Below are 25,594 nucleotides of genomic sequence, written 5' to 3'. Positions count from 1 at the left end.
TGCGCTCGGAGGGGGAGCGCAGAACCCGCCGCCGCGAGACGTGTCAGGCCTTCTTCGGAACCTCCGGTACCGGCAGCAGCAGCGGCAGCCGCAGCGCGCCGAAGGCCTCCTTCGGGACCGCCGGACGGGCCGGTTCCACCGCCGCCAGGCGGATGTAGGCCGCGCCCTGCTCCGGCCGCGGGTCCTGCTCGCCCTTGTTCGGCCAGTACGACATCGCCCGCTCCGCCTGCGCCGTGATCGTCAGCGACGGATTGACGCCGAGGTTCGCGGAGACCGCCGAGCCGTCCACCACCGAGATCCCCGGGTGCCCGTACAGGCGGTGATACGGGTCCACCACGCCCTCCTCGGCACGGGCGCCGATCGGGCAGCCGCCGAGGAAGTGCGCGGTCAGCGGGGTGCCCATCAGCTCGCCGATGTTGCTGCCGGGGAAGCCGTTGATCTCCTCGGCCAGCAGGGTGGCCGCCTCGGTGGCCTCCTTGATCTGCACCGGGTTCGGGGCGCCGTGCCCCTGGCGGGCGGTGAGCAGCCCCTTCCCGAGGCCACCGGGCTTGCGGTACGTCGTCAGCGAGTTGTCCAGCGACTGCATGACGAGCCCGATGATCGTCCGCTCCGACCAGCGCCGGTTGGAGAGCGAGCGCGCCAGCTGCACCGGGTGCTTGGCGGTCCGGGCGAACCAGGCCCGCACCCGGTGCCTGCCGTACGGCACCTGGAGGACGGTCATGAACCCCATGGCGTTGGAGCCCTTGCCGTAGCGGACGGGCTCGATGTGGGTGTCGGCGTCGGGGTGCACGGACGAGGTGATCGCCACGCCCCGGGTGAAGTCCGCCTGCCGGTCCCGGCCGTGGCGCCTGCGGTAGCGGCGGTCGTCGGTCTGCGCGCCGACCAGGCCCTCGGAGTTGGTCCGGGTCAGCTCGCCGAGCCGGTCCGAGATGCGCGGGAGCAGCCCGTTGTCCTTCATGGTGTGCAGCAGGGTCTGGGTGCCGTACGTGCCCGCCGCGACGACCACGTACCGGGCGCGCAGCTCCTTGGCGGTGCCCCGGCGTCGGGCGTCGGTGGGGACGGTGCGGACGCGGAGGCCGCCGTCGGGGTGCTCGGCGAGCGCGGTGACGGTGGTCATCGGGTGGATGACGGCTCCGGCGCGCTCGGCGAGGTGGAGGTAGTTCTCGTTCAGGGTGTTCTTCGCGCCGTGGCGGCAGCCGGTCATGCATTCGCCGCATTCGGTGCAGGCCCTGCGGGCGGGGCCGGCGCCGCCGAAGTACGGGTCGGGGACCTCCTCGCCGGGGCGGGCGGTGCGGCTGCCGCCCGAGCCGTCCGCGTCCGCGCCGTCGCCGAAGTAGACGCCGACCGGGGCCATGTGAAAGGAGTCCCCGACGCCCATCTTCTCGGCGGCGGCCTTCAGGTGGACGTCGGAGGGGGTCATCGTCGGGTTGAGGCGTACGCCGAGCATCCGCTTGGCCTGGTCGTAGTACGGGGCGAGTTCCTCGCGCCAGTCCGTGATGGACGCCCACTGCCGGTCCTCGAAGAAGGCGGTGGGCGGCACGTACAGGGTGTTGGCGTAGTTGAGCGAGCCGCCGCCCACCCCGGCGCCCGCGAGCACCATCACGTTGCCGAGCAGGTGGATCCGCTGGATCCCGTAGAGCCCGAGGGCCGGGGCCCACAGGTAGTTCCGCAGGTCCCAGCTGTTGCGGGGCAGGCTCTCGCGGGTGAACCGGCGCCCCGCCTCCAGGACGCCGACCCGGTACCCCTTCTCGGTCAGCCGCAGCGCCGAGACCGACCCTCCGAAGCCCGATCCGATGACGATGACGTCGTAGTCGTACCCGTTCTCGTTCTCGTTCTCGTTCTCGTCGGTGTTGTCCGACACTGCGGTGCCTCCCCGAGCGGTGGTGCCTAACGGAATCGGAGCGTCTTCATGACCTTGAGGCTGCGGGTCATGAACGCCGCGTACTTCTCGTCGTCCATCCCCAGCGAAGGCGCCATCGGCAGCAGCCGCTGGTGGGCGACGGTCTGGGCCTCGGTGTACTTGAGGATGCCCTCGGAGCCGTGCCGGCGGCCGAGGCCGGAGTCCTTCATGCCGCCCATGGGTGCCTGGGCGCTGCCGTAGGCCGGGGCGTAACCCTCGTTGATGTTGACGGTGCCGGTGCGCAGGCGCGCGGCGACGGCGTGGCCGCGGCGGGCGTCCTTGGTCCAGACGCTGGAGTTGAGCCCGTACGCGGTGGAGTTGGCCTGCGCGATCACCTCGTCCTCGTCGGTGAACCGGTAGACGGAGACGACCGGGCCGAAGGTCTCCTCGCCGCAGACCGCCATCGGCGCCTCGACCCCGTCGAGGATGGTGGGCTCGTAGAAGAGCGGGCCGATGTCGGGGCGGGCGGCGCCGCCCGCGACCAGGGTGGCGCCCTTGGCGACGGCCTCGTCGACGTGCCGCCGTACGGTCTCCAGCTGGCGCTCGCCGACCAGCGAGCCCATGTCCGCGCCGTACGCGAGGGAGGCGCCGAGCCGCATGGCCTTCGTACGGGCGGCGAAGCGCTCGACGAACGCGTCGGCGATGGAGGCGTGGACGTACAGCCGCTCGATGGAGATGCACAGCTGGCCGGCGGAGGAGAAGCAGGCGCGGACGGCGCCCGCGGCGGCCTTCTCGACGTCGGCGTCGGCGAGGACGAGCATGGCGTTCTTGCCGCCGAGTTCGAGGGTGACCCCGACCAGGCGGGCGGCCGCGCCCTGGGCGACCTCGCGGCCGGTGCGGGTGGAGCCGGTGAAGGAGACGTAATCGGCGTGCCGGACCACCTCGGGGCCGACGACGGGTCCGTCACCGAGGACGACCTGGAAGACCTCGGCGGGCAGTCCGGCCTCGATCAGCAGGTCGCGGGCCCACAGGGCGGTGAGCGCGGTCTCGGTGTCGGGCTTCATGACGACGGCGTTGCCGGAGACGAAGGCGGGCAGCGCGTCGCCGACGGAGAGTTCGAGGGGGTAGTTCCAGGGGGCGATCTGGCCGACGACCCCGCGCGGCTGGCGCAGCTCGGTGACCTTGGTGAGGGTGGGGATGGCGCCCGTGTGGCCCTTGGGGCGCAGGTACGAGGGGGCCTTGCGGCCGTAGTGGCGGGCGGCGACGGCGACCGCCTGAACCTCCTCGTGGGCGTGCAGACGGGCCTTGCCGGTCTCCAGCTGGATGAGGTCGAGCACCTCGGCCTGGCGGGCCAGGACCAGGTCGTGGAAGCGGAGCAGTACGGCGGCCCGCTTGCGTACGGGGACGGCGGCCCAGGCGCCCTGGGCGGCGCGGGCCCGGTCGAAGGCCTCGGCGACGTCCTCGGGGGTGGCCTCGGGGAGGTCCGCCAGCTTGGCCCCGGTGAAGGGGGTGTGGTTGGCGGTCCGGCCGGAGCCGATCACTCCGCGCGTGAGCCGGGTGACCAGGTCGGGGGTCACCACGTCGGCGGCGGTACGGGCACCGGCCGGGGCGGGGGCGACCGGGTTGGTGGGCTGCGGTGCGCTGCGGAGGGGGGCCGGGGCCTGCGAGTCCGTCATGGCGGTGAGCGTATTCCGCCCGGGGGGCTTTGGGTACCCGTCGGTAACCGGATTTTGCCATTTCTGCCAGCGATCGCTGGCAGGATGACGGAATCAGGGTTTCTCGGCCGGCGGCTTCCAGCCGCTGAGCACGACGTCGAACTGCTGCTCGGTCTTGGCCCAGTCGGCGACCGGGCTCGAGATGTAGACCGCGTACTCCGTGCCGTCCGGGGCGACGTACATCTGCTCCTTGGCCCGGCGCGGACCCGGGTGGTTCTGCTTCTCCGTCCAGGTGAAGTCCCAGAGCGCGGCCCGGGTGCTGTCCCGGAAGGTGTTCTGGTTCAGCCGCACCTTCTTGTAGTCCGTCCGCTTCTGCACCTGCTTCTCCAGGTCGAGCAGGTGCGCGTACGGATCCTGGTAGTCCGGGGTGGAGTCGGAGGCGATCCGGATGAAGTGCTTCCCGTCGTCCGGGGTGTAGTCGATCTGGTCGCCGTTCGCCTTGCGCGTCCAGCCGTCGGGGACGAACAGCGTGAAGCCGGCCAGGGGGTCGACGACCTTGGTGTAGCCGGCGGGCGGGGCGGCCTCGTCGCCGCCGTCGTCGTCCTGCTGGTCGGGGGCGCTCGCGTTCTTGTCGGTGCCGCCGTTGCCCGCGTCGTCCCCGGTGAACTTCAGGACGCCGAAGACGGCTCCGCCGCCGACCAGCGCCGCCACGAGCGCGATGGCGGTGGCCCGCTTGACCCAGCCGCCGCCGGTCGCCGGTGCCGGCGCGGGGCCGGGCTGTTCGGGCAGGGCGGCCGTGCGCGCCTGATCGGCGGTCGGGGCGGACGCGGGAGCGGGCTCCGCCTCCGGCTCCGTTTCCTCGGCGGCGTCGGCGAGCTCCTCCGAAGTCACCGCGCGCGTGGGGACGTACGCCTGCGCCGCCTTCGGCGGCCGGCCCTCCATCGCCTCGATCAGCATCCGCTCGGTCTCCTGCGCCGAGGGCCGCTCGTCGGGGTCCTTGCGCAGCAGGGCCGTGATGACCGGGCCCAGGGCCCCCGCCTGGCGCAGCGCCGGCGGCTCGTCGTTGACCACGGCCTGGAGGCTGGAGATGGGCGAGGTGCGGCGGAAGGGCGAGCGCGCCTCGACCGCCGTGTACAGGGTCGCGCCCAGCGACCACAGGTCGGAGGCGGTGCCGGGGGTCCCGCCGGTGACCCGCTCCGGAGCCAGGTAGTCGATGGAGCCGACGATCTCGCCGGTCCGCGTGATGGAGGAGTCGCCCTCGATCGCGGCGATCCCGAAGTCCGTGAGCAGGACCCGGCCGTCCTTGGCGAGCAGCACGTTGCCGGGCTTGACGTCCCGGTGCAGGACGCCGACCGCGTGTGCCGCGCGTAGAGCGCCCAGTACGTGCAGGCCGATCCGGGCCGCCTCGGCGGGCTCGATCCGGCCGGCCGCCTTGGCCGCGTCCGCGAGGGAGGGGCCGTCGATGTACTCCATGACGATCCAGGGCCGGTCGTCGTGCTCCAGTACGTCGTGGACCACCACGACCGCCGGGTGCTGGATCCGGGCCGCGGCCCGGGCCTCCTTCTGGGTCCGGGCGTGCAGCACCTCCCGGTCGGCCTGGGCCACGTACAGACCCGCCGTCAGTTCCTTGACGGCGACGGTCCTGTGCAGCAGCTCGTCATGCGCGCGCCACACTTTGCCCATGCCGCCGCTGCCGATCGGCTCCACGAGCCGGTACCGGCCAGCGAGCACCGCGCCCGCACCTGTCTGCTGTTCCACGAAACCCCGCCACTCTGTGCACTTCGGGCCAGATTACGGAGCGCCCGGGGCTGCCGGAACCGTGAAGGCGCGGTTCCGGCAGCACTGTGACGCAATCGCCGTACTGAGTCACCGTCAGTCGGCCTCAGCCGCCTGATTTGTAACTCCCCGTGGCCTTTTCGAAGACCTCGGTGACCTTGCCTTCGCCGTCCTGCGGACCGGTCACCATGACGACGTGGTAGCTGCCGCCGAGCGCCACGACGAAATTCCGGGCAACGACGCTGCGGCCGTTGCCGTCGATCCACGTGTACCGGCCGGTGACGCGGAGCTGGCTGCCGACCTTGGTGGTCTTGACGTCGCCGCCGCTGGCCCAGGTCGAGGACCGGTACGGGGCCAGCTCCGGCTCCTTGTCCTTCTGGTACGTCGCCGGGTCGGGGTTTCCGTCGACCTTGTCCCGGCCGGGGACGACGGTCAGGACGTACTCCCCGTCGGTGTACCGGACCTGCCCGGCCTCGTTCATCCCGCGCCGCTCCCAGCCGCTGGGGACGGCGATCTCGAAGTGCTCGGGGTCCTGCTGGGTGGTGTAGCCGGGGGGAGCGGGGGCGGGGGCGGCCTGGCTGGGCGTCGACTTCGGCGACGCCGACGGCGGGGCGGACGGGGGCCGCGAAGGGGACTGCACGGGGGGCTTGGCCACGGCGGCGGGTCGCTGCTCCTCGTTCCTCGGCAGGAAGAGGATGGCGTAGGCCACGGCCCCGGCGAGCAGGACCAGGACGCCGAGGAGGAGGGTCCGCCCGAGGGAGCGGGGCTTGCGGGAGGCGGCGGGATTGCGGTGGCGGCCGTGCAGGTCGCCCCGCCGGCGTACGACGGGCAGCCGCGCGGGATCCGGCTCCGGCATCGGGAGCGCGGCGAAGTCGCCGTCCGGCTCGGGGGCGGACCGTACGAGCGAGCGCAGCCAGCCGCGGAGCTCCTCGAAGTCGGGGCGCTCGGTGGGGTCCTGGCGCAGCAGCGACTCCACGATGGGGCGCAGGGGGCCGCACTCCTCGGCGAAGGCCGGGGACTCGGCGCAGACCATGTCGACGAGCTCGGTGACGCTGTCCTCGGGGTACGGGGCGTGCCCCTGGACGGCGCGGTACAGCAGCGCGCCGAGCCCCCAGAGGTCGGTGGCGGGCCCGACGGGTGCGGCCAGCTGCCAGGGCCCGGTGACGGACCCGGCCTGCTCGGGCGCCCACCGCTCGGTGACGGCCCCGACGACGGCCATCCGGGTCAAGCGCGCCCGCTCGGCCCCCAGCCCCCGGAGCCCGTCCCCGCCCCAACCCCCGGCTTCCCGGCGCTCGGCGCCTTGCGGTCCGGCCTGGCCGGGGCGGGGCTGACCGGGGCGGGGGTACGCGGCCGCGGCCGGGGCATCGGACCCGTTCGGCCGGAGCCGGCCGGGCTCGCCGGACGGCAGGTACGAGGCCATGTTCGGGCCCTCGGTGCCGTGCGGCGGGGTCTGGCCGGGGCGCGGGGGGCGGGGCTGGCCGGGCTGGCCGGGGCGGAGGTAGGCGGTCGGGTCCGGGGCTTCGGCTTGGCGGTAGCCCTCGGGCAGGGCCAGTTGCGCCGGCAGCGCGGGACGGACCGGCGCCGGGTCGGGCCGCGATTCGGGCTCCCGCACCGGCCCGGGCTCCTGCTCCGACGGCTCCGGCTCCGAAGGCCCCTGCCCCTGCCCCTGCCCCTGCCCCGACGGCCCGGCGGGGGGAAGCGCGGCCTGCCGGCGCGGCGTGGCCCCGTGCCACGGCGCACTCGTACCGGTCTCCGGCCCGCCGTACGGGTACGAGTACCCCTGCGGGAGGTTCGACCCCTGCGGCCTCGGCTCCGGCGCGGGCTCGGACCCGCCCTTGCGCTGCTCGGTGACCCGCGCGGCGGCGGCCTGCGCCCCCGCCCGGTAGGCGGCGATGGCCCCGGCCCGGGCGGCGGCCTTGAGGTCGGGCCGCTCCCCCGTCGCCCCGGGGGTGATGTGGTCGGAGTACCGCGGGCCGGTGTCGTACCCGGGCGCCACGAGCGGCGCGTAACCGCCCGCGCCCGGACCACCGTCCGGCCGGGCGCCCGCCGGCTCGCCCTGAGCACCCCGTACGTCCAACCCCGCACCGGGCACCGCACCCTGCGCACCGCCGGAGCCCGCCGACGCGACGGGCGGCGCACCCCTGCCCGGGTCAGGGTCTAAGGCGGCCGTACCGTTCGGGCCCGTGCCCCGGCCCACGCCCCCGGCGGGAGGAGAAGGCGGTGGCGGGTCGTCCCAGGGCTCGGACTCGGCATGGGGCTCGGACTCCCGGGGGACCGGGTCGTATCCGCACAGGGCGTCCTCCGCGGCGCCCGCCGCCAGGCCCGTCAGGACGACCCGGCCGTCATCGCATATCAACACGGTCCGGACCGTGATGTTCCGGTGCGTCCAGCCGTGCGCGTGCAGCACCCGCAGCGCGGTCAGCACGTCCGCCGCGACCTCGGCCGCCCGGTACGGGCTCAGCGGTTCATCGGCGATCAGCGCGGCCAGCGGGCGCGCCGGCACCAACTCGCTCACTATCCACAGCGACCCGCCCTCGGCGAACACGTCGAAGACCTGGTCCAGCCGCGGATGGTCCGGCACGGACGCGGCCGCCTGTGCCGCGGCGATCGCCCGGCGCACGGCCGGGATTTCTCCCCCGGCCGGCGCCGGAGGCCCCGGCGTCTGACCGTCGAGCAGCTCGGCATCCACGATCTCCGGCAACGGCACCTGCCGCACCAGGACTTCCTGCCCGCTGCGCGTGTCGAAGGCGCGGGTCTCGACCAGTTCGTACTCGTCCGACGGCGGCAGCGGCAGACGGTAGCGGCCGGCCAGGATCCGGCCCGCGTAGTCCTCCACTTCGCCTCCCCCGAGTGCCGGGGCGCACGTCCCCCATGGCCCCACTGCCACGATACGTCGCGCGGGCCGCCCGCGTCCCGAGCCTGGAAAGGCTCGTCACCCGTCACCCGTCACTCGTCGGCGCCCGGCCCGGCAGCCCCGGAGGCGCGGTTCAGCCCAGGGGCTGGAACGTCTGGAACGCCGTGTTGCGCATCGTCGTGCATTCCGGGGCGTCCCACTGGTCCGCCGGGCAGCTGATCATGATGGCGTAGCCGTGCTTCGCGTCCACCTTGAAGCCGCGGTTGAGCACGCGGACCTTGATGCCCTTCTGCTCCCGCTCGAACTCCCAGTCCGCGACGGTCGGGTAGCCGTTGTACTCCGTCGGGTCGATCCGGATCGTGCGGTAGTTCGTGCTGCTGCCCGCCGTTCCGGCGACCGCCTCGGCCCATGCGGCGCGGGCGTCGTTGCCGGGGCTGGCGGTGTAGTCGACCTGAATGCGCGGGAAGCCGCCGTCGCGGCTGTATATCGCGCCGGAGTTCTCACCGGCTATGCCCGTCACCTTGAAGCCCGACGGCATCGCCATCGAGAAGTGGAACCCCAGGTCCGTCACCTTCGCGTAGCCCTCGGGGAGCCCGGCTCCGGCACCGCCCGAAGTCGAACCCTGCCCCTGGCTCTGGCCTTGGCCCTGACTCTGCCCCTGGCTCTGCTGCCCGCCCGGGGACTGTCCCTGGCTCGGCTCGCCGCCGGCACCGCCGTTGGCCGTGGCGCCCTTGCCCGAGGTGGCGTTGGTCTCGCCGGTCTTCGCGGACGGGCTGGGGTTCGGGCTGGCGGAGACCGTCGTACCCGGACCGCCCTTGCCCTCTTCCTTCTTCTTGTCGGCCGCGTCGTCACCGCTGAACGCGTACGCGATGAGCGAACCGATCGCGGCGAGCGCGACGACCACACCCGCTATCGCGAGGGCGATGGTACGGCGGGACATGACGTCGGTGAGCGGCGCCGCGACCGGCGAGGGCCTGCCCGACGCCGGTGCGGGGGCCGGGGATTCGGCCGCCGAGGCCGCCGTGGTCGCCGCCGCGGCGGCCGCGGCCTTGCGGGTCGCCTTCAGCGCCGCGCGGGCCCGATCGCGCTGCTCGCGCTCAAGGCGGTCGCGCTCCTTCTTCTCGGCCTTCTCGGCCGCCTTCTCGGCTGCGGCCTTGGCCGCGGCCTCCTTGGCATCGGCCAGCGAGATCTGCCGGGTCTCCTCGACGGCCGGGGCCAGGACGGGAGCCGGCACCGGCTCCGGCGCGTTGACGACGGCGGTGAGCATCACCCGCGCGCGCTCCTCGTCGAGGCGGCGGGCCGGGTCCTTGGCCAGCAGTCCGTAGATGACCTCGGTCAGCGGACCCGCGTTCTTGGGCGGCTCCACCGGCTCGGTCATCACGGCGGTGAGGGTGGCGAGCGCGGAGCCCTTGTCGTACGGGGGCACGCCCTCCACGGCGGCGTACAACAGGCCGCCGAGGGACCACATGTCGGCGGGCGGGCCGGGCTTCTGGCCGCGGGCGCGCTCGGGGGAGATGTACGAGGGGGCGCCGACGAGCATGCCGGTGGAGGTGACGGAGGGGTCGCCCTCGACCTGTGCGATGCCGAAGTCGGTGAGGACGACGCGGCCGGTGCGGGCGATGAGCACGTTGGACGGCTTCACGTCCCGGTGCAGGATTCCCTGGCCGTGCGCCGCACGGAGTACGTCGAGGACGGCGAGGCCGACCTCGGCGGCGCGGTGGGGGGTCAGCGGGCCCTGTTCGCGGATGAACTCGGCGAGGGAGGGCCCCTCGATGAGCTCCATGACGATCCACGGGCGGCCGTCCTCGTCGACGACGTCGAAGACGGTGACGGCTCCGCCGCTGCGGATCCGGGCAATGGCCTTGGCTTCGCGGAGGGTACGGGTGATGAGGCGGCGCTTCTCGTCCTCGTCGACGCCGGTGCTGAAGCGGAGTTCCTTGACGGCGACGGTCCGGCCGAGGGTCTCGTCCTCGGCGCGCCAGACGGTGCCCATGCCGCCCTTGCCGAGCACTTCGCGCAGCCGGTAGCGCCGCGCGAGCAGCCGCCCCTCGGCTCCCGCGCCCGCGGCGGCCTTGGCGGCAGCGGCCTTGACGGCAGCGGCAACGGCATCGGCCTTCTCGACTACGGGGTTCCCTCCGGCAGATGCACCGGCGGATGCACCAGCGGACTTGCCCGGGTCCGGCTCCACCGCAGCCGAGCCTGCGGACTTCGCGTCCTGCGACGCACCGCCACCGGCTCTGCCCGCGCCTGCCGCCGACTCGGCGGTACCGGCGACGGGCTTGGCCAGGTCGGCCTTGGCCGCAGCCGGCTCCTCGTCCTTCGGCTCCGCCGACTCGGCGGACGCCACGGCGGACTTGCTCAGGTCGGCCTTGGCCGCAGGCGCGCCGGGAGGCTTGGTGTCCTCCGGTTCCGCCGCGGGCGAGGCGGCGGGCGCGGCGGCAGGCTTCACAGCCTCCGGCTTCGCCGCCTGCCCGGCATCACGCTCCGCCGCGGCCGAGGCGGCAGGCTTCGCCGCACGCGCAGCCTCCTGCTTCGCCGCAGGCGACTCGGCGGGCGACTCGGTGTGCTCCGGCTTCGACATGCGTCCCCTCTGCGATCGTGCCGCCTGCTGCCCCGGGGATCCCCGGTGGCCCGCTCCGGGAAAACCCGTGCGGTAACCCGCCCCGGCAGAACCCTCATTGTTCCTCACTCCGCAACGGACGGGCGCCCCGGGTCCGCGGTTCCCCCCTCCGCATCCCGGAGTTACAACGGAACGATGTCGGGCGCCCCCAGCCGCGCGGCATCCGCCGTCTGGTCGTCCGGCTGACGCTGCGATTCCCGTTCCGCCTGCACCCGCTTCTCGTAGTGTTCCACTTCCTTCTCGATCTGCTGCTTGTCCCACCCCAGGACCGGAGCCATCAGCTCCGCGCACTCCCGGGCCGAGCGCGTCCCCCGGTCGAACGTCTCGATCGAGATCCGCGTCCGCCGCGTCAGCACGTCGTCCAGATGCCGCGCCCCCTCGTGCGACGCCGCGTACACCACCTCCGCCCGCAGGTAGTCGTCCGCCCCGCCCAGCGGCTGCCCCAGCCCCGGGTCCGCCGCGATCAGGTCCAGCAGTTCGTCCGTCATCGAGCCGTACCGGTTCAACAGGTGCTCCACCCGCACCACATGGAGGCCCGCCCGGGCCGCGATCCCGGCCCGCCCGTTCCACAGCGCCCGGTACCCCTCCGCCCCCACCAGCGGCACGTCCTCCGTCACGCACTCCGCGACCCGCTGGTCCAGGCCGTGGACCGCCTCGTCGACCGCGTCCTTCGCCATGACCCGGTACGTCGTGTACTTGCCGCCCGCCACCACCACCAGCCCCGGCACGGGATGCGCCACCGTGTGCTCGCGCGAGAGCTTGCTCGTCGCGTCCGACTCCCCGGCCAGCAGCGGCCGCAGGCCCGCGTACACCCCCTGGACGTCGTCCCGCGTCAGCGGCACGGCCAGCACCGAGTTCACGTGCTCCAGCAGGTAGTCGATGTCCGCGCTCGACGCCGCCGGATGCGCCTTGTCCAGGTCCCAGTCGGTGTCCGTCGTGCCCACGATCCAGCTCCGGCCCCACGGGATGACGAAGAGGACCGACTTCTCCGTACGCAGGATCAGCCCGGTCGAGGAGTGGATCCGGTCCTTCGGTACGACCAGGTGGATGCCCTTCGACGCCCGGACGTGGAACTGGCCCCGCTCCCCGATCAGTGCCTGCGTGTCGTCCGTCCACACCCCCGTCGCGTTCACGACCTGCCGCGCGCGGATCTCGTACTCGCCGCCGCCCTCCACGTCCTGCACGCGCGCCCCGACGACCCGCTCGCCCTCCCTCAGGAAGCCGACCACCCTCGCCCGGTTGGCGCACTGCGCCCCGTACGCCGACGCCGTCCGCACCAGCGTGGCCACGTACCGCGCATCGTCCATCTGGGCGTCGTAGTACTGCAGGGCGCCCACCAGCGCGTCCTTGCGCAGCGCCGGAGCCACCCGCAGCGCGCGCCCCCGCGACAGGTGCCGGTGCACCGGCAGCCCCCGCCCGTGCCCGCTGGACACCGACATCGCGTCGTACAGCGCGACGCCCGATCCGGCATAGAACCGCTCCCAGCCCTTGTGCTGGAGCGGGTACAGGAACGGCACGGGCTTCACCAGGTGCGGAGCTAGCCGCTCCAGCAGCAGGCCGCGCTCCTTCAGGGCCTCCCGGACGAGGGCGAAGTCGAGCATCTCCAGATACCGCAGTCCGCCGTGGATCAGCTTGCTCGACCGGCTGGAGGTGCCGGACGCCCAGTCCCTGGCCTCCACCAGCCCCGTCGAGAGGCCTCTGGTCGCGGCGTCGAGCGCGGTGCCCGAGCCGACCACGCCCGCGCCCACCACCAGCACGTCCAGTTCCCGCTCGGCCATCCGGGCGAGCGCCTCTTCGCGCTGGACCGGCCCCAGTGTCGCTGTCCTCACTGCTGCCTCCCGTCGGTGCGGGCCGTTCCCGCTCGGTGCGGGTGACCCCGCTCACATCCCCCGCTCACGATTCTGACCCGCCGTACCGACATCAGCCACCGCCTGTGGACAACACAACGGCGACCATCACCCCGTAATACGACACATCGGTCATATATACGCCTAGTCTGACATCGCGCCAGCTCCACACTCCACCTGCACGGTCCACAGGGCTTGCGCACCCAGCCCCCTCATGCATGCCAGGGAAGGGACGGCACCCCATGCCCGCAGATCTCGCCGTCATCGGACTCGGCCACCTCGGCCTCCCGCTGGCGCAGGCGGCCGTCGCCGCCGGAATCGAGACGGTCGGCTACGACAGCGGTCCGGCAGCGGCAACGGCCGCCGACCCGGCCACGGCCACGCCCGCGGTCAACGCCACGGCCACCGCCACGGACTCCACCCTCACCGCCGCCGAGATCCGCCGCATGTCGGCCGCCGGCTTCCGGATCACCACCAACCCCGCCGAACTCGGCCGGGTCCGCACCGCCGTCATCTGCGCCCCCACCCAACTCGGCGCCGACCGCGCACTCGACCTCTCCGCCGTCGGCGAGGCGGGCCGCACGCTCGCCGCCCGGCTGCGTCCGCACACCACCGTCATCCTCGAATCCGCCGCCCACCCGGGTGTCACCGAGGACTACCTGCGCCCGATCCTGGAGGAGGGCTCCGGACTGCGCGCCGGCCGGGACTTCCACCTCGCGTACTCCCCCAGCCGCCTCGACCCCGGCAACCGCACGCACGGCATCGCCAACACCCCCAAGGTGATCGGCGGCCTCACCCCCGCCTGCACCGAGTCCGCGCACGCCTTCTACGCCCGCCTCACCGAGAAGGTCGTCCGGGCACGCGGCCTGCGCGAGGCCGAGACCGTACAGCTCCTGGAGACCAACTACCGGCACGTCAACATCGCCCTCATGAACGAGATGGCGGTGCTCTGCCACGACCTCGGCGTCGACCTCTGGGACGTCATCCGCTGCGCCGAGACCAAGCCGTACGGGTTCCAGGCCTTCCGGCCCGGCCCGGGGGTCGGCGGCCGCAGCGTCCCCCTCGACCCCAACTACCTCCCCCACACCACCCGCACCCCGGGCCACCCCCTGCGCATGGTCGGGCTGGCGCAGGAGATCAACGGCCGGATGCCCCAGTACGTCATCCAACGCTCCGCCACCCTGCTGAACGAGCACGGGAAATCGGCCCGCGGGGCGCGCGTCCTGCTGCTCGGCGTCACGTACAAGCCCGACCTCGCCGACCAGGAGGGCTCACCGGCCCGCGAGATCGCCAGCCGGCTGCTCGACCTCGGGGCGCTGGTCAGCTACCACGACCCGTACGTCGCCGGATGGCGCGTCAGGGACCGGCCGGTCCCCCGTGCCGAATCGTTGTACGAGGCCGCCGCGAACGCCGATCTGACGATCCTGCTCCAGCACCACCGCACGTACGACCTCCAAGGCCTCGCGGTGAAGGCGCAGTTGCTGCTGGACACCCGCGGAGCCAGCCCGGCGGGTGCGGCGCACCGGCTCTGACCTGGCCGGACCGCGCCGGACCGGGCCCGGAAAACGCTTCAGCGGATGTCGGGGCCGCCTGCTAGCCTGCGGCGACTTATCTCATCCATACGTCCTCGGCCGACCACCGTGGACACCCGTATGCCCGAATCCCTGGGGGGGATTTCCACCATGAGCCAGCCCATCCAGCCGCCCGCACCCGAGTCCGACGCCGCCGCCGGCTCCGCGATCCCGGCCTCCGCCGCCGTCGCGTACCCGGCCGAGCCGGCCCGCACCGGCAGCATCGGCCTGGGCATCGCCGCGGCCGTGGTCGCCGCCCTGGTCGCGGCCGCCGCGTACGGCGGGATCATGAACGCGATCGACCGCCAGGTCGGCTACGCGGCGGTCGGCGTCGGCCTGCTGATCGGCTTCGCCGCCGGCAAGCTCGGCGGCAGGAACCCGGCGCTCCCCGTGGTCGCCGCGCTCCTCTCCCTCGGCGCCGTCTACCTCGGCCAGCTGTTCTTCATCGCGCTGGCCCTGGCCGACTACGGCCACGTCGGCCTCGGCGAGGTCCTCGACAAGGCGGGCGTCGGCGGCCTGCACGACATCTGGCGGGAGGCCACGGACGCGATGGACTACGCCTTCCTCGCCATCGGCGGCTTCGTGGCCTTCGGCGCCGCGAAGAAGGCCGGCGACTGACCTGCGCCCACCTGACGCCGAAGGGCCGGCTCCCCGAATTCGAGGAGCCGGCCCTTCGTGCGTACGGGGTGCGTCAGCGGCGGTGCTGCGAGTCCGCGATGGTGACCTCGACCCGCTGGAACTCCTTGAGCTCGCTGTAGCCCGTGGTCGCCATCGAGCGGCGCAGGGCGCCGAAGATGTTCATCGAGCCGTCCGGGGTGTGCGACGGGCCGGTGAGGATCTCCTCGGTGGTGCCGACCGTGCCCAGGTCGACCTTCTTGCCGCGCGGCACGTCCTCGTGGACGGCCTCCATGCCCCAGTGGTGGCCCTTGCCGGGCGCGTCGGTGGCACGGGCCAGCGGGGAGCCCATCATCACGGCGTCGGCGCCGCAGGCGACGGCCTTCGGGATGTCGCCGGACCAGCCCACGCCGCCGTCGGCGATGACGTGCACGTAGCGGCCGCCGGACTCGTCCATGTAGTCGCGGCGGGCCGCGGCCACGTCCGCGACGGCGGTGGCCATCGGGACCTGGATGCCGAGCACGTTGCGCGTGGTGTGCGCGGCGCCGCCGCCGAAGCCGACCAGGACACCCGCGGCGCCGGTGCGCATCAGGTGCAGGGCCGCCGTGTACGTGGCGCAGCCGCCGACGATGACCGGGACGTCGAGCTCGTAGATGAACTGCTTCAGGTTCAGCGGTTCGGCGGCGCCCGAGACGTGCTCGGCCGACACGGTGGTGCCGCGGATCACGAAGATGTCCACGCCCGCGTCGACGACGGCCTTGGAGAACTCGGCGGTGCGCTGCGGGGAGAGCGCGGCGGCGGTGACGACACCGGAGTCGCGGACCTCCTTGATGCGCTGCCGGATCAGGTCCGCCTGGATCGGGGCGGAGTAGATCTCCTGGAGGCGGCGGGTGGCGGCGTCCTCGTCGAGCTCCGTGATCTCGTCGAGCAGCGGCTGCGGGTCCTCGTACCGGGTCCACAGGCCTTCGAGGTTCAGCACGCCGAGGCCGCCGAGCTCGCCGATGCGGATGGCGGTCTGCGGGGAGACGACCGAGTCCATGGGAGCGGCGAGGAACGGCAGCTCGAAGCGGTAGGCGTCGATCTGCCAGGCGATCGAGACCTCCTTCGGGTCCCGCGTACGCCGGCTCGGGACGATGGCGATGTCGTCGAACGCGTACGCCCTGCGGCCGCGCTTGCCGCGCCCGATCTCGATCTCAGTCACGTGTGGTGGCCTTTCCTCTGGGTCTGCCCGTCCAGTATCCCCGAACCCCGGCGCCCCGCGTTCCGGTGACCGCTGTACGGACGCATGGCGAAGGGGCGGGTCCGGATGGACCCGCCCCCTTCACGCGCTGTCGGTTCAGCCCTTGCGGCTGTAGTTCGGTGCCTCGACCGTCATCTGGATGTCGTGCGGGTGGCTCTCCTTGAGGCCCGCCGACGTGATGCGGACGAAGCGGCCGCGGTCCTGGAGCTCCGGCACCGTACGGCCGCCGACGTAGAACATCGACTGGCGCAGGCCGCCGACGAGCTGGTGCACGACCGCGGAGAGCGCTCCGCGGTACGGGACCTGGCCCTCGATGCCCTCGGCGATGAGCTTGTCGTCGCCGCCCACGCCCTCCTGGAAGTAGCGGTCCTTGGAGAAGGAGCGCTGGTCGCCGCGGGACTGCATCGCGCCGAGCGAGCCCATGCCGCGGTACGACTTGAACTGCTTGCCGTTGATGAAGAGCAGCTCGCCCGGGGACTCCTCGCAGCCCGCGAGCAGCGAGCCGAGCATCACCGTGTCGGCGCCCGCGACGAGCGCCTTGGCGATGTCTCCGGAGTACTGCAGGCCGCCGTCGCCGATGACCGGGACGCCGGCCGCCTTCGCGGCGAGCGAGGCCTCGTAGATGGCGGTGACCTGCGGGACGCCGATGCCGGCGACGACGCGGGTGGTGCAGATGGAGCCGGGGCCGACACCGACCTTGATGCCGTCGCAGCCGGCGTCGATCAGCGCCTGGGCGCCGTCGCGGGTGGCGACGTTGCCGCCGATGACGTCGACGGAGGAGTTCGACTTGATCTTGGCGATCATGTCGCCGACGAGCCGGGAGTGGCCGTGGGCGGTGTCGACGACGATGAAGTCGGCGCCCGCCTCGATCAGCGCCTGCGCACGGTCGTACGCGTCTCCGGTGACGCCGACCGCGGCGCCGACCAGCAGGCGGCCGTCCTTGTCCTTGGCGGCGTTCGGGTACTTCTCGGCCTTGACGAAGTCCTTGACCGTGATGAGGCCCTTGAGGATGCCCGCGTCGTCGACCAGCGGAAGCTTCTCGATCTTGTGGCGGCGCAGCAGCTCCATGGCGTCCACGCCGGAGATGCCGACCTTGCCCGTGACCAGCGGCATCGGGGTCATGACCTCGCGCACCTGGCGGCTGCGGTCCGACTCGAAGGCCATGTCACGGTTGGTGACGATGCCGAGCAGCTTGCCCGCGGAGTCGGTGACCGGGACGCCGGAGATGTGGAACTTCGCGCAGAGCCCGTCGGCCTCGCCGAGCGTCGCGTCGGGGTGCACCGTGATCGGGTCGGTGACCATGCCGGACTCGGAGCGCTTGACCACGTCGACCTGGTTGGCCTGGTCGGCGATCGACAGGTTGCGGTGCAGTACGCCGACGCCGCCCTGGCGGGCCATCGCGATGGCCATGCGGGCCTCGGTGACCTTGTCCATGGCGGCGGACAGGAGCGGCACGTTCACGCGGACGTTGCGCGAGATCAGGGAAGAGGTGTCGATCGCATCAGGCGACATGTCCGACGCGCCCGGCAGCAGCAGCACGTCGTCGTAGGTCAGTCCGAGCGTGGCGAATTTGTCGGGCACTCCGTCGGCGGTCATGACACCTTCCCAAATGGTCTTGCTAAGCGGGGGTGTCCATGCTAACGGGATCCCGACGCGTCTCATTCCACGACCAAGGTCAAGCAGAAGTTTCAGCTGTTCCTACGAGGATGCGCCTACGAGGATGCAGGGATCCGGCCCGCGCCCCGCCCACTGCTCGCTACTGCTCGCTACTGCTCGCTACTGCTCGGCGAGCGCGCGCAGCCGGCTGAGCGCACGGTGCTGGGCCACCCGCACCGCACCGGGGGACATCCCGAGCATCTGCCCGGTCTCCTCGGCCGTCAGGCCGACCGCCACCCGCAGTACGAGGAGCTCGCGCTGGTTCTCCGGAAGGTTGGCCAGCAGCTTCTTGGCCCAGGCGGCGTCGCTGCTCAGCAGCGCCCGCTCCTCCGGGCCGAGCGAGTCGTCCGGCCGCTCCGGCATCTCGTCGGAGGGCACGGCCGTGCTGCCCGGGTGCCGCATGGCGGCGCGCTGGAGGTCGGCGACCTTGTGCGCGGCGATGGCGAAGACGAAGGCCTCGAAGGGCCGGCCGGTGTCCCGGTACCGCGGCAGCGCCATCAGTACGGCGACGCAGACCTCCTGCGCGAGGTCCTCCACGAAGTGGCGGGCGTCGCCCGGGAGCCGCGAGAGCCGGGTTCTGCAGTAGCGGATGGCCAGCGGGTGCACGAAGGCGAGCAGATCGTGCGTCGCCTGCTCGTCACCCTCGACGGCTCGGCGTACGAGCGCGCTGACGGCACCCGCGCTGCCGCCCTTGGCGGCGCCGGTGGAGCCTGTGGCCGTGGGTGACCCCGGGGCCTCGTCGTCGCGCATCAATCCATGGTGCCTTGGCGCCGGAGCATTCGCGCCGCCACGGCCCGTGTTGTGCGTCGAAGCGTTATGAGCGGGTGCGCCTGAGCTCATCACTGCGCCCTCCCCTCCCGCTCGACCGGATACTCCCCGAGGCCCCATCCCAGAAAATGCGCCACACCTCAAGCATGCGGCATCGCGCGCGAAGCGACACGTCCCCCGATTGTGCCCCGCCCATCCCCGGGTGCGCACCGGGTACGGCGGGACGGGAACGGGCGGGCGCACGACGGGCACGCGCGGGGTCGGCCGGGGGCGGCCGCGGACGGCCGAAGGCGGCCGGGCACACGGGCGGACACACGGGCGGGCACATGGGCGGACCCACAGCCCGGGCGCCCGTCGCGCCGCCCCGCCCGCCGGTGGCGGACGGGACCGCTCTCAGCGTCCGGCCTGCGGTCTCGCGGTCAGCGGACCAGGCCCCAGCGGAACCCGAGCGCCACGGCGTGCGCCCGGTCCGAGGCGCCCAGCTTCTTGAAGAGCCGGCGGGCGTGCGTCTTGACCGTGTCCTCGGAGAGGAAGAGCTCGCGCCCGATCTCCGCGTTGGACCGGCCGTGACTCATGCCCTCCAGCACCTGGATCTCGCGCGCGGTGAGCGTGGGCGCGGCGCCCATCTCGGCCGAGCGGAGCCGGCGCGGGGCCAGTCGCCAGGTCGGGTCGGCCAGGGCCTGGGTGACCGTGGCCCGCAGTTCGGCGCGCGAGGCGTCCTTGTGCAGATAGCCCCGGGCGCCGGCGGCGACCGCGAGGGCCACCCCGTCCAGGTCCTCGGCGACCGTCAGCATGATGATGCGGGCGCCCGGATCGGCCGAGAGCAGCCGGCGCACCGTCTCCACACCGCCCAGCCCCGGCATCCGTACATCCATCAGAATCAGGTCGGAGCGGTCGGCACCCCAGCGGCGGAGGACTTCCTCGCCGTTGGCAGCCGTCGTCACACGCTCGACGCCGGGCACGGTGGCAACCGCGCGACGGAGCGCCTCTCGGGCAAGCGGGGAGTCGTCGCAGACGAGGACGGAAGTCATGACCGCCCTCCGCAGCTGCTGATGCGCGTCACCTTGAGCCTCCAGGCTGGTACGTATCGTCACCTGTGCGGTCGATGCTCTCGGACACCTGTCCGGGAACTTCTTGGTTCAACCGCCTTCGCACTCTCAACGATGGTCACTCGAAAGAGTTACGGGTCGGACGGACACCTTCGGCACTCTACGTGAGGAAGCGAACACGGCGTGGGTGCCACTCTCCGCGTGTCCTCCATCTGGAGCTATGCCCTATTTGGCGGCTTTTCTTCCTTTTGGCACGTGTCTGAGGCTAGATTCCCAATGAGTCATATTTACATCTACTACGACAGTAGGTGTGGAGACTTGGACCGTATCCGTCTCAGTACCGGCACCAAGAGGACTACCCATGGCAGATTTCTCCCGCCTCCCCGGACCGAACGCCGACCTCTGGGACTGGCAGCTGCTGGCCGCCTGCCGGGGGGTCGACAGCTCCCTCTTCTTCCACCCGGAAGGCGAGCGGGGCGCGGCCAGGAGTGCGCGCGAGGCCTCGGCTAAAGAGGTCTGCATGAGATGCCCGGTGCGCTCGGAATGCGCCGCGCACGCACTGGCCGTCCGCGAGCCCTACGGGGTGTGGGGCGGCCTCACCGAGGACGAGCGCGAAGAGCTGATGGGACGCGCGCGCCATCGTCTGATCCCCGCGTCGACCACGATCGGACCCCTTCCGCCGCACTGATCCACGGTTCGCCGAAACGTTCGAAGGAACGTTTCCTCAACCTTCGCGCGACCGGGACGTCACGCGATTGGCCGTACCGCCGTACGCAGACGCCGGCGCCGACCCCGTATGCCGACGCCGGCGCCGTACGCCGCACGGTCAACGCGTGGCGGCCCGCTCCAGTTCGGCCAGGGTCGCCGCCACGGCCGGTACGCGCGCCAGGTCGGGCAGGGTCAGCGCCACGACCTCCCGCTCCACCGCCGGCTCCACGGCCACCGTGCTCACGCCCTTGGCCCGTACGGACTCCACCGCCAGCTCCGGCAGTACGGCGACGCCCAGCCCGGCGCCGACCAGGCCGACCACGGCCGGGTAGTCGTCGGTCGCGAAGTCGATGCGCGGGGTGAAGCCCACCTCCTCGCACACCTCCACCAGATGGCGGCGGCAGCGCGGACAGCCCGCGATCCAGGGCTCGTCGGCCAGTTCCGCCATCCCCACCCGCTCGGCCCCCGCCAGCCGGTGCCCCTCCGGCACCAGCCCGACGAGCCGGTCCGTGAGCAGCGGCCGCACCACGAGGTCCTCCCACTCGGCCTCGGCGGCCGAACCGCCGGCCGAGGGGGAGGCCGAGCCGTACCGGAAGGCCAGCGCCAGATCGCAGTCGCCCTCGCGCAGCATCTCCACCGAGCGCGGCGGCTCCGCCTCGACCAGCGAGATCCGGGTGCCGGGGTGCTCGGCGCGCATCGCGGCCAGCGCCGTCGGCACCAGCGTGGAGCTCCCGCTGGGGAAGGACACCAGCCGGACCCGGCCCGCGCGCAGCCCGGCGATGGCCGCGACCTCCTCCTCGGCGGCGGTCAGCCCGGCGAGGATCCCGGCGGCGTGCCGGACCAGGGCCGTACCGGCCTGGGTCAGCCGCATCTCGCGGCCGGCCCGGACGAGCAGCGGGGTGCCGGCCGACTGCTCCAGCGCCTTCATCTGCTGGGAGACGGCGGGCTGGGTGCAGCCGAGCTCGCGGGCGGCGGCGGAGAAGGACCCGGTGCCGGCGACGGCGCGCAGCACCCGGAGATGACGTGCCTCGATCATCCTTCGAGCATAAGCCCCGCTTTGGGCTCGGCGCGAATATTCTCGTGCCCCTTTGAGGAGGCTGGACTACCGTGGTCTTCATGGCCCTCACCGTTCCCGGCACCTCCGGCGCCCCCGGCACCCCCGGCGACTCCGCGGCCCCGCTGCGCGTCGTCTCCGTGAACCTCGGCCGCGCGACGGCCGTCGACCACACCGACGCGCAGGGCGGGGTGACCGGCATCGGCAAGCGCCCCGTCCCCGGCCCGGTCCACGTGTTCCCGCCCGGCCCCAAGGGCATCGGTGCCAGCGGCCTCAAGGGCGACGCCGTCTGCGACCTGCGCCACCACGGCGGGGACCACCAGGCCGTCTACGCCTACGCGCGCGAGGACCTCGACTGGTGGGAGGGCGAGCTGGACCGCGAACTGCCCGCCGGGCTCTTCGGCGAGAACCTCACCACCTCCGGCATGGACCTGACGGGCGCGCTGCTCGGCGAGCGCTGGCGGGTCGGCGCGGGCGGCCTCGTCCTCGAAGTGGCCTCGGCCCGCATCCCGTGCCGCACCTTCCAGGGCGCCCTCGGCGAGCGGGGCTGGGTCAAGCGGTACACGCGGGCCGCGCGGCCGGGTGCGTACCTGCGCGTGATCCAGGAGGGTCCGGTCTCCCCCGGCGACTCCGTCGAGATCGTCCACCGCCCGGACCACGACGTGACGGTGGAGCTCTGGTTCCGGGCCTTCACCACCGACCGGTCGCTGCTCGCGCGCACCCGGGCGGCGGGCGCGGCGATGGCGCCGCAGTGGCACGAGGCGGCCCTCGCCCACATGGAGAAGTACGGGCAGTAGCAGGGCATTCGTGGGTGACGCCGGCTCAAGCGGCGGAAACGGGAGCTCAAAGCGGGTTTTCGTAGCCGGAAGTAGCGGTTCCGCAGCGGGAAGCGACGACGCGTGGCCCCGTGCGTCACGAAGGGGTACCGCCCGGCGGGCTCCCCTTGAGCTGTCGTCGAGGGCGGCTAGGTTGCGCCTATGACGACTGCGTTGATTACGGGATCCACGGCGGGCATCGGCGCCGCATTCGCCCGGCGGCTCGCCGCCCAGGGGCACAACCTCGTACTGGTGGCCCGCGACACGAAGCGGCTCGGCGAGCAGGCCACCGAGCTGCACGACCGGCACGGCATCGAGGCCGAGGTGCTGGCCGCCGACCTGTCCACCGACGAGGGCATCGCGGCCGTCGAGCGCCGCCTCGGCGACCGTACGCACCCGGTGGACCTGTTGGTCAACAACGCGGGCTTCGGCAACAAGGGCCGCTACCTCGAAGTCTCCATGGCCGACGAGCTGACCATGCTGAAGGTGCACATCGAGGCCGTCCTGCGGCTGACCTCGGCGGCCACCGAATCGATGCGCTCGCGCGGCCGCGGCGGCGTCGTCAACGTGGCCTCGGTGGCGGCCTTCGTGCCGCGCGGCACGTACGGGGCGAGCAAGGCCTGGGTCGTGCAGTTCACGCAGGGCGCGGCGCGGGACCTGTCCGGATCGGGCGTCCGGCTGATGGCGCTGTGCCCCGGCTTCGTCCGCACCGAGTTCCACCAGCGCGCCGGCATGGGCACGGACAACATCCCCAACTGGATGTGGCTGGACGCGGACAAGCTGGTGGCGGCGGCCCTGGACGACCTGGCACGCGGAAAGACGGTCTCGATCCCGGATCCGCGGTACAAGGCGCTGATGGGCGTGGTGAAGCTGACGCCGCGCGGGCTGCTGGGCGGGGTGTCCTCGCGCACGGGCCGCAAGTACGGTCCGCAGTAGCCCGAGTGACTTGCGGGTAGGCCGGTCTCCAAACCGGCCGACCGGGTGAAATCTCCCTAAACTGGACGTGTCCCCTCCAGCCCGGGAGTACGCCATGACATTCGTACAAATAGTCGATTACGAGACCAGCAGCCCCGAGGCCGTCAACGAGGTCATCGACCGGTACCTGGCGAAGACGAAGGGCAAGCGGACCGTGTCCCACACCATGGTGGGCAAGGACCGCGAGGCCGAGACCCACTTCGTCGACGTCGTCGAATTCCCGTCGTACGAAGCGGCCATGAAGAACTCTCACCTCCCGGAGACGGACCAGATGTTCCAGGAGATGATGGCCCTCTGCGACGGGATGCCCCGGTTCACCAACCTGGACGTCGTCCGCGACGAGCACCTCAACACCCTGCTCGCGAACCGCATGTACGAAGAGGTCGCGATGAAGGGCGACATGTCCGTCGTGGACGAGATCTTCGCGGCGGACTACCGGGACCACGACATCAGCCGGCCCGAGGCCAAGGTCGGCCGCGACGGCATCCGCGAGGACGTGCAGATGTGGCGCGGCGCCTTCGACTTCACCTTCACGCGGGACGCCCAGATGGCGCAGGAGGACTACGTCACCACGATGTGGACCTTCAACGGCAAGCACAAGGGCGAGTTCATGGGGGTCGCCCCGACCGGCAAGAACTGCACGATGACCGGCACGACGGTCTTCCGGTGCGAGGACGGAATGATCAAGGAAGGCTGGTGGCACTACGACGCCGTGCGCCTGATGCGGGAGCTCGGCGCGATGTGACGTCAAGTGACGCCATGTGACGCCACCCCGCCTACGGGAAGGCCCCGTTCCGCCGATGCGGAACGGGGCCTTCTCAGTGTGGGGCGCGATCAGTGGCTGTGGCCGTGACCGTGGCCGTGACCGGCATCGGCCTCTTCCTCGGCCGGCTTCTCGACGACCAGGGTCTCGGTCGTGAGCAGCAGGGAGGCGATGGAAGCGGCGTTCTCCAGCGCGGAGCGGGTGACCTTGACCGGGTCGATGACGCCGGCCTTGACCAGGTCGCCGTACTCGCCGGTGGCGGCGTTGAAGCCCTGGCCCTTTTCGAGCTCGGCGACCTTCGAGGTGATGACGTAACCCTCGAGGCCGGCGTTCTCGGCGATCCAGCGCAGCGGCTCGACGGCGGCGCGGCGGACGACCGCGACACCCGTGGCCTCGTCGCCGGACAGACCCAGGTTGCCCTCCAGCACCTTCACGGCGTGGACGAGCGCGGAGCCACCGCCGGAGACGATGCCCTCCTCGACCGCGGCGCGGGTCGCCGAGATGGCGTCCTCGAGGCGGTGCTTCTTCTCCTTGAGCTCCACCTCGGTGGCGGCGCCGACCTTGATGACGCAGACGCCGCCGGCGAGCTTCGCCAGGCGCTCCTGCAGCTTCTCGCGGTCCCAGTCCGAGTCGGTGGACTCGATCTCGGCCTTGATCTGGTTGACGCGGCCGACGACCTCGTCGTGGCTGCCGCCACCGTCGACGATGGTCGTGTCGTCCTTGGAGATGGTCACGCGGCGCGCGGAACCGAGGACGTCCAGACCGGCCTGGTCGAGCTTGAGGCCGACCTCCTCGGCGATGACGGTGGCACCGGTGAGGGTGGCCATGTCCTGGAGCATCGCCTTGCGACGGTCACCGAAGCCGGGGGCCTTGACGGCGACCGCGTTGAAGGTGCCGCGGATCTTGTTGACGACGAGGGTGGAGAGCGCCTCGCCCTCGACGTCCTCGGCGATGATCAGCAGCGGCTTCGAGGCGCCGGCCTGGATGACCTTCTCGAGCAGCGGCAGGAGGTCCTGGATGGAGGAGATCTTGCCCTGGTTGATCAGGATGTACGGGTCGTCGAGGACGGCCTCCATACGCTCCTGGTCGGTGACCATGTACGGCGAGAGGTAGCCCTTGTCGAAGGCCATGCCCTCGGTGAACTCCAGCTCCAGGCCGAAGGCGTTGGACTCCTCGACGGTGATGACACCGTCCTTGCCGACCTTGTCCATCGCCTCGGCGATGAGCTCGCCGACCTGCTGGTCCTGCGCGGAGAGCGCGGCCACGGCGGCGATGTCGGACTTGTCCTCGATCGGGCGGGCGGTCGCGAGGAGCTCCTCGGACACGGCCTTGACCGCGGCGTCGATGCCCTTCTTCAGGGCGGCCGGGGAGGCGCCGGCGGCGACGTTGCGCAGGCCCTCGCGGACCAGCGCCTGGGCCAGCACGGTGGCGGTGGTGGTGCCGTCACCCGCGATGTCGTTGGTCTTGGTCGCCACCTCCTTCACGAGCTGCGCGCCCAGGTTCTCGTACGGGTCGTCCAGCTCGACCTCGCGGGCGATGGTGACACCGTCGTTGGTGATGGTGGGGGCGCCGAACTTCTTGTCGATGACGACGTTGCGGCCCTTGGGGCCGATCGTCACCTTCACCGTGTCGGCCAGCTTGTTGACGCCGCGCTCGAGGGCGCGACGGGCGTCCTCGTCGAACTTCAGGATCTTCGCCATGGGAGCGGTTCAGCCCTCTCGAAAACTCGGGTTTAACGAACTGCGCCCCTTGCCGCCCGGCAATCAGCGGGGTGACCAGGGGCGCAGC

18 protein-coding genes are annotated in these 25,594 nt (G+C 72.3%); 6 read left to right on the top strand and 12 right to left on the bottom strand.

All coding sequences use genetic code 11. The features are described from left to right. Positions 1–43: 43 nt before the first annotated feature. From IF02_RS0108080 to IF02_RS0108055, 6 genes are all read right to left on the bottom strand, one after another. Positions 44–1,861 carry a GMC oxidoreductase gene (locus tag IF02_RS0108080; RefSeq protein WP_030154786.1) on the bottom strand — a complete coding sequence of 606 codons (1,818 nt, stop codon included), beginning with the start codon at positions 1,859–1,861 and terminating at the stop codon, positions 44–46. Positions 1,862–1,887: 26 nt separating this feature from the next. Beyond that, positions 1,888–3,516, bottom strand: coding sequence for a succinic semialdehyde dehydrogenase (locus IF02_RS0108075; RefSeq protein WP_030154784.1), 1,629 nt, complete (start codon positions 3,514–3,516; stop codon positions 1,888–1,890). 93 nt (positions 3,517–3,609) lie between these two features. Then, positions 3,610–5,253, bottom strand: coding sequence for a serine/threonine-protein kinase (locus tag IF02_RS0108070; RefSeq protein WP_030154782.1), 1,644 nt, complete (start codon positions 5,251–5,253; stop codon positions 3,610–3,612). A gap of 124 nt (positions 5,254–5,377) precedes the next feature. Beyond that, on the bottom strand, positions 5,378–8,107 hold the full coding sequence (locus tag IF02_RS0108065; protein ID WP_030154781.1) for a protein kinase: 2,730 nt from the start codon (positions 8,105–8,107) through the stop codon (positions 5,378–5,380). Positions 8,108–8,258: 151 nt separating this feature from the next. After that, positions 8,259–10,706 (bottom strand): serine/threonine-protein kinase, encoded by a 2,448-nt coding sequence (locus IF02_RS0108060; RefSeq protein ID WP_030154779.1) that lies wholly within the window; start codon positions 10,704–10,706, stop codon positions 8,259–8,261. Positions 10,707–10,867: 161 nt separating this feature from the next. Beyond that, complete coding sequence (locus tag IF02_RS0108055; RefSeq protein ID WP_030154778.1) at positions 10,868–12,574, bottom strand: glycerol-3-phosphate dehydrogenase/oxidase; 1,707 nt, start codon at positions 12,572–12,574, stop codon at positions 10,868–10,870. Between the two features lie 260 nt (positions 12,575–12,834). Between IF02_RS0108055 and IF02_RS0108050 the strand changes: the two genes are divergently transcribed. Further along, on the top strand, positions 12,835–14,124 hold the full coding sequence (locus IF02_RS0108050; RefSeq protein ID WP_030154776.1) for a nucleotide sugar dehydrogenase: 1,290 nt from the start codon (positions 12,835–12,837) through the stop codon (positions 14,122–14,124). Between the two features lie 150 nt (positions 14,125–14,274). After that, positions 14,275–14,781 (top strand): hypothetical protein, encoded by a 507-nt coding sequence (locus IF02_RS0108045; protein WP_030154775.1) that lies wholly within the window; start codon positions 14,275–14,277, stop codon positions 14,779–14,781. A 73-nt stretch (positions 14,782–14,854) separates the two neighbouring features. On the opposite strand, the gene IF02_RS0108040 is transcribed toward IF02_RS0108045, so the two are convergent. The 4 genes from IF02_RS0108040 to IF02_RS0108025 all read right to left on the bottom strand — a co-directional run bounded on the left by IF02_RS0108040 (position 14,855) and on the right by IF02_RS0108025 (position 19,473). Continuing rightward, positions 14,855–15,979 (bottom strand): GuaB3 family IMP dehydrogenase-related protein, encoded by a 1,125-nt coding sequence (locus tag IF02_RS0108040; RefSeq protein WP_030154774.1) that lies wholly within the window; start codon positions 15,977–15,979, stop codon positions 14,855–14,857. Positions 15,980–16,114: 135 nt separating this feature from the next. Next, the gene (guaB, locus tag IF02_RS0108035) at positions 16,115–17,614 is read right to left on the bottom strand and encodes an IMP dehydrogenase (protein WP_030154773.1); all 1,500 of its coding nucleotides are present in this window, start codon (positions 17,612–17,614) and stop codon (positions 16,115–16,117) included. Positions 17,615–17,794: 180 nt separating this feature from the next. Next, positions 17,795–18,424: a sigma-70 family RNA polymerase sigma factor gene (locus IF02_RS0108030; protein ID WP_030154772.1), complete on the bottom strand. Its 630-nt coding sequence runs from the start codon at positions 18,422–18,424 to the stop codon at positions 17,795–17,797. Positions 18,425–18,861: 437 nt separating this feature from the next. After that, complete coding sequence (locus tag IF02_RS0108025; protein WP_003948568.1) at positions 18,862–19,473, bottom strand: response regulator transcription factor; 612 nt, start codon at positions 19,471–19,473, stop codon at positions 18,862–18,864. 379 nt (positions 19,474–19,852) lie between these two features. Between IF02_RS0108025 and IF02_RS0108020 the strand changes: the two genes are divergently transcribed. Next, the gene (locus IF02_RS0108020) at positions 19,853–20,179 is read left to right on the top strand and encodes a WhiB family transcriptional regulator (protein ID WP_030154771.1); all 327 of its coding nucleotides are present in this window, start codon (positions 19,853–19,855) and stop codon (positions 20,177–20,179) included. Positions 20,180–20,317: 138 nt separating this feature from the next. Here IF02_RS0108020 and IF02_RS0108015 read toward each other — a convergent pair whose 3' ends face one another. Continuing rightward, on the bottom strand, positions 20,318–21,235 hold the full coding sequence (locus IF02_RS0108015) for a LysR family transcriptional regulator (RefSeq protein ID WP_030154769.1): 918 nt from the start codon (positions 21,233–21,235) through the stop codon (positions 20,318–20,320). Between the two features lie 143 nt (positions 21,236–21,378). On the opposite strand from IF02_RS0108015, the gene IF02_RS0108010 reads away from it, so the two are divergent. The 3 genes from IF02_RS0108010 (at position 21,379) to IF02_RS0108000 (ending at position 23,788) form a co-directional block, all read left to right on the top strand. Further along, complete coding sequence (locus IF02_RS0108010; protein WP_030154767.1) at positions 21,379–22,050, top strand: MOSC domain-containing protein; 672 nt, start codon at positions 21,379–21,381, stop codon at positions 22,048–22,050. Positions 22,051–22,230: 180 nt separating this feature from the next. Then, positions 22,231–23,004: an SDR family NAD(P)-dependent oxidoreductase gene (locus IF02_RS0108005; RefSeq protein WP_030154766.1), complete on the top strand. Its 774-nt coding sequence runs from the start codon at positions 22,231–22,233 to the stop codon at positions 23,002–23,004. A 94-nt stretch (positions 23,005–23,098) separates the two neighbouring features. Next, positions 23,099–23,788: an ester cyclase gene (locus tag IF02_RS0108000; protein ID WP_030154764.1), complete on the top strand. Its 690-nt coding sequence runs from the start codon at positions 23,099–23,101 to the stop codon at positions 23,786–23,788. 89 nt (positions 23,789–23,877) lie between these two features. On the opposite strand, the gene groL is transcribed toward IF02_RS0108000, so the two are convergent. Next, entirely contained in the window at positions 23,878–25,506 is a 1,629-nt protein-coding gene (gene groL, locus IF02_RS0107995; protein ID WP_030154762.1) for a chaperonin GroEL, read from the bottom strand. Between the last annotated feature and the right edge of the window lie 88 nt (positions 25,507–25,594).

The organism is Streptomyces sp. NRRL S-244 (assembly GCF_000717915.1).
Classification (GTDB): Bacteria; Actinomycetota; Actinomycetes; order Streptomycetales; family Streptomycetaceae; genus Streptomyces.
The sequence above is the reverse complement of the archived record's forward strand: the minus strand, read 5'-3'. Positions and strand labels throughout refer to the sequence as shown.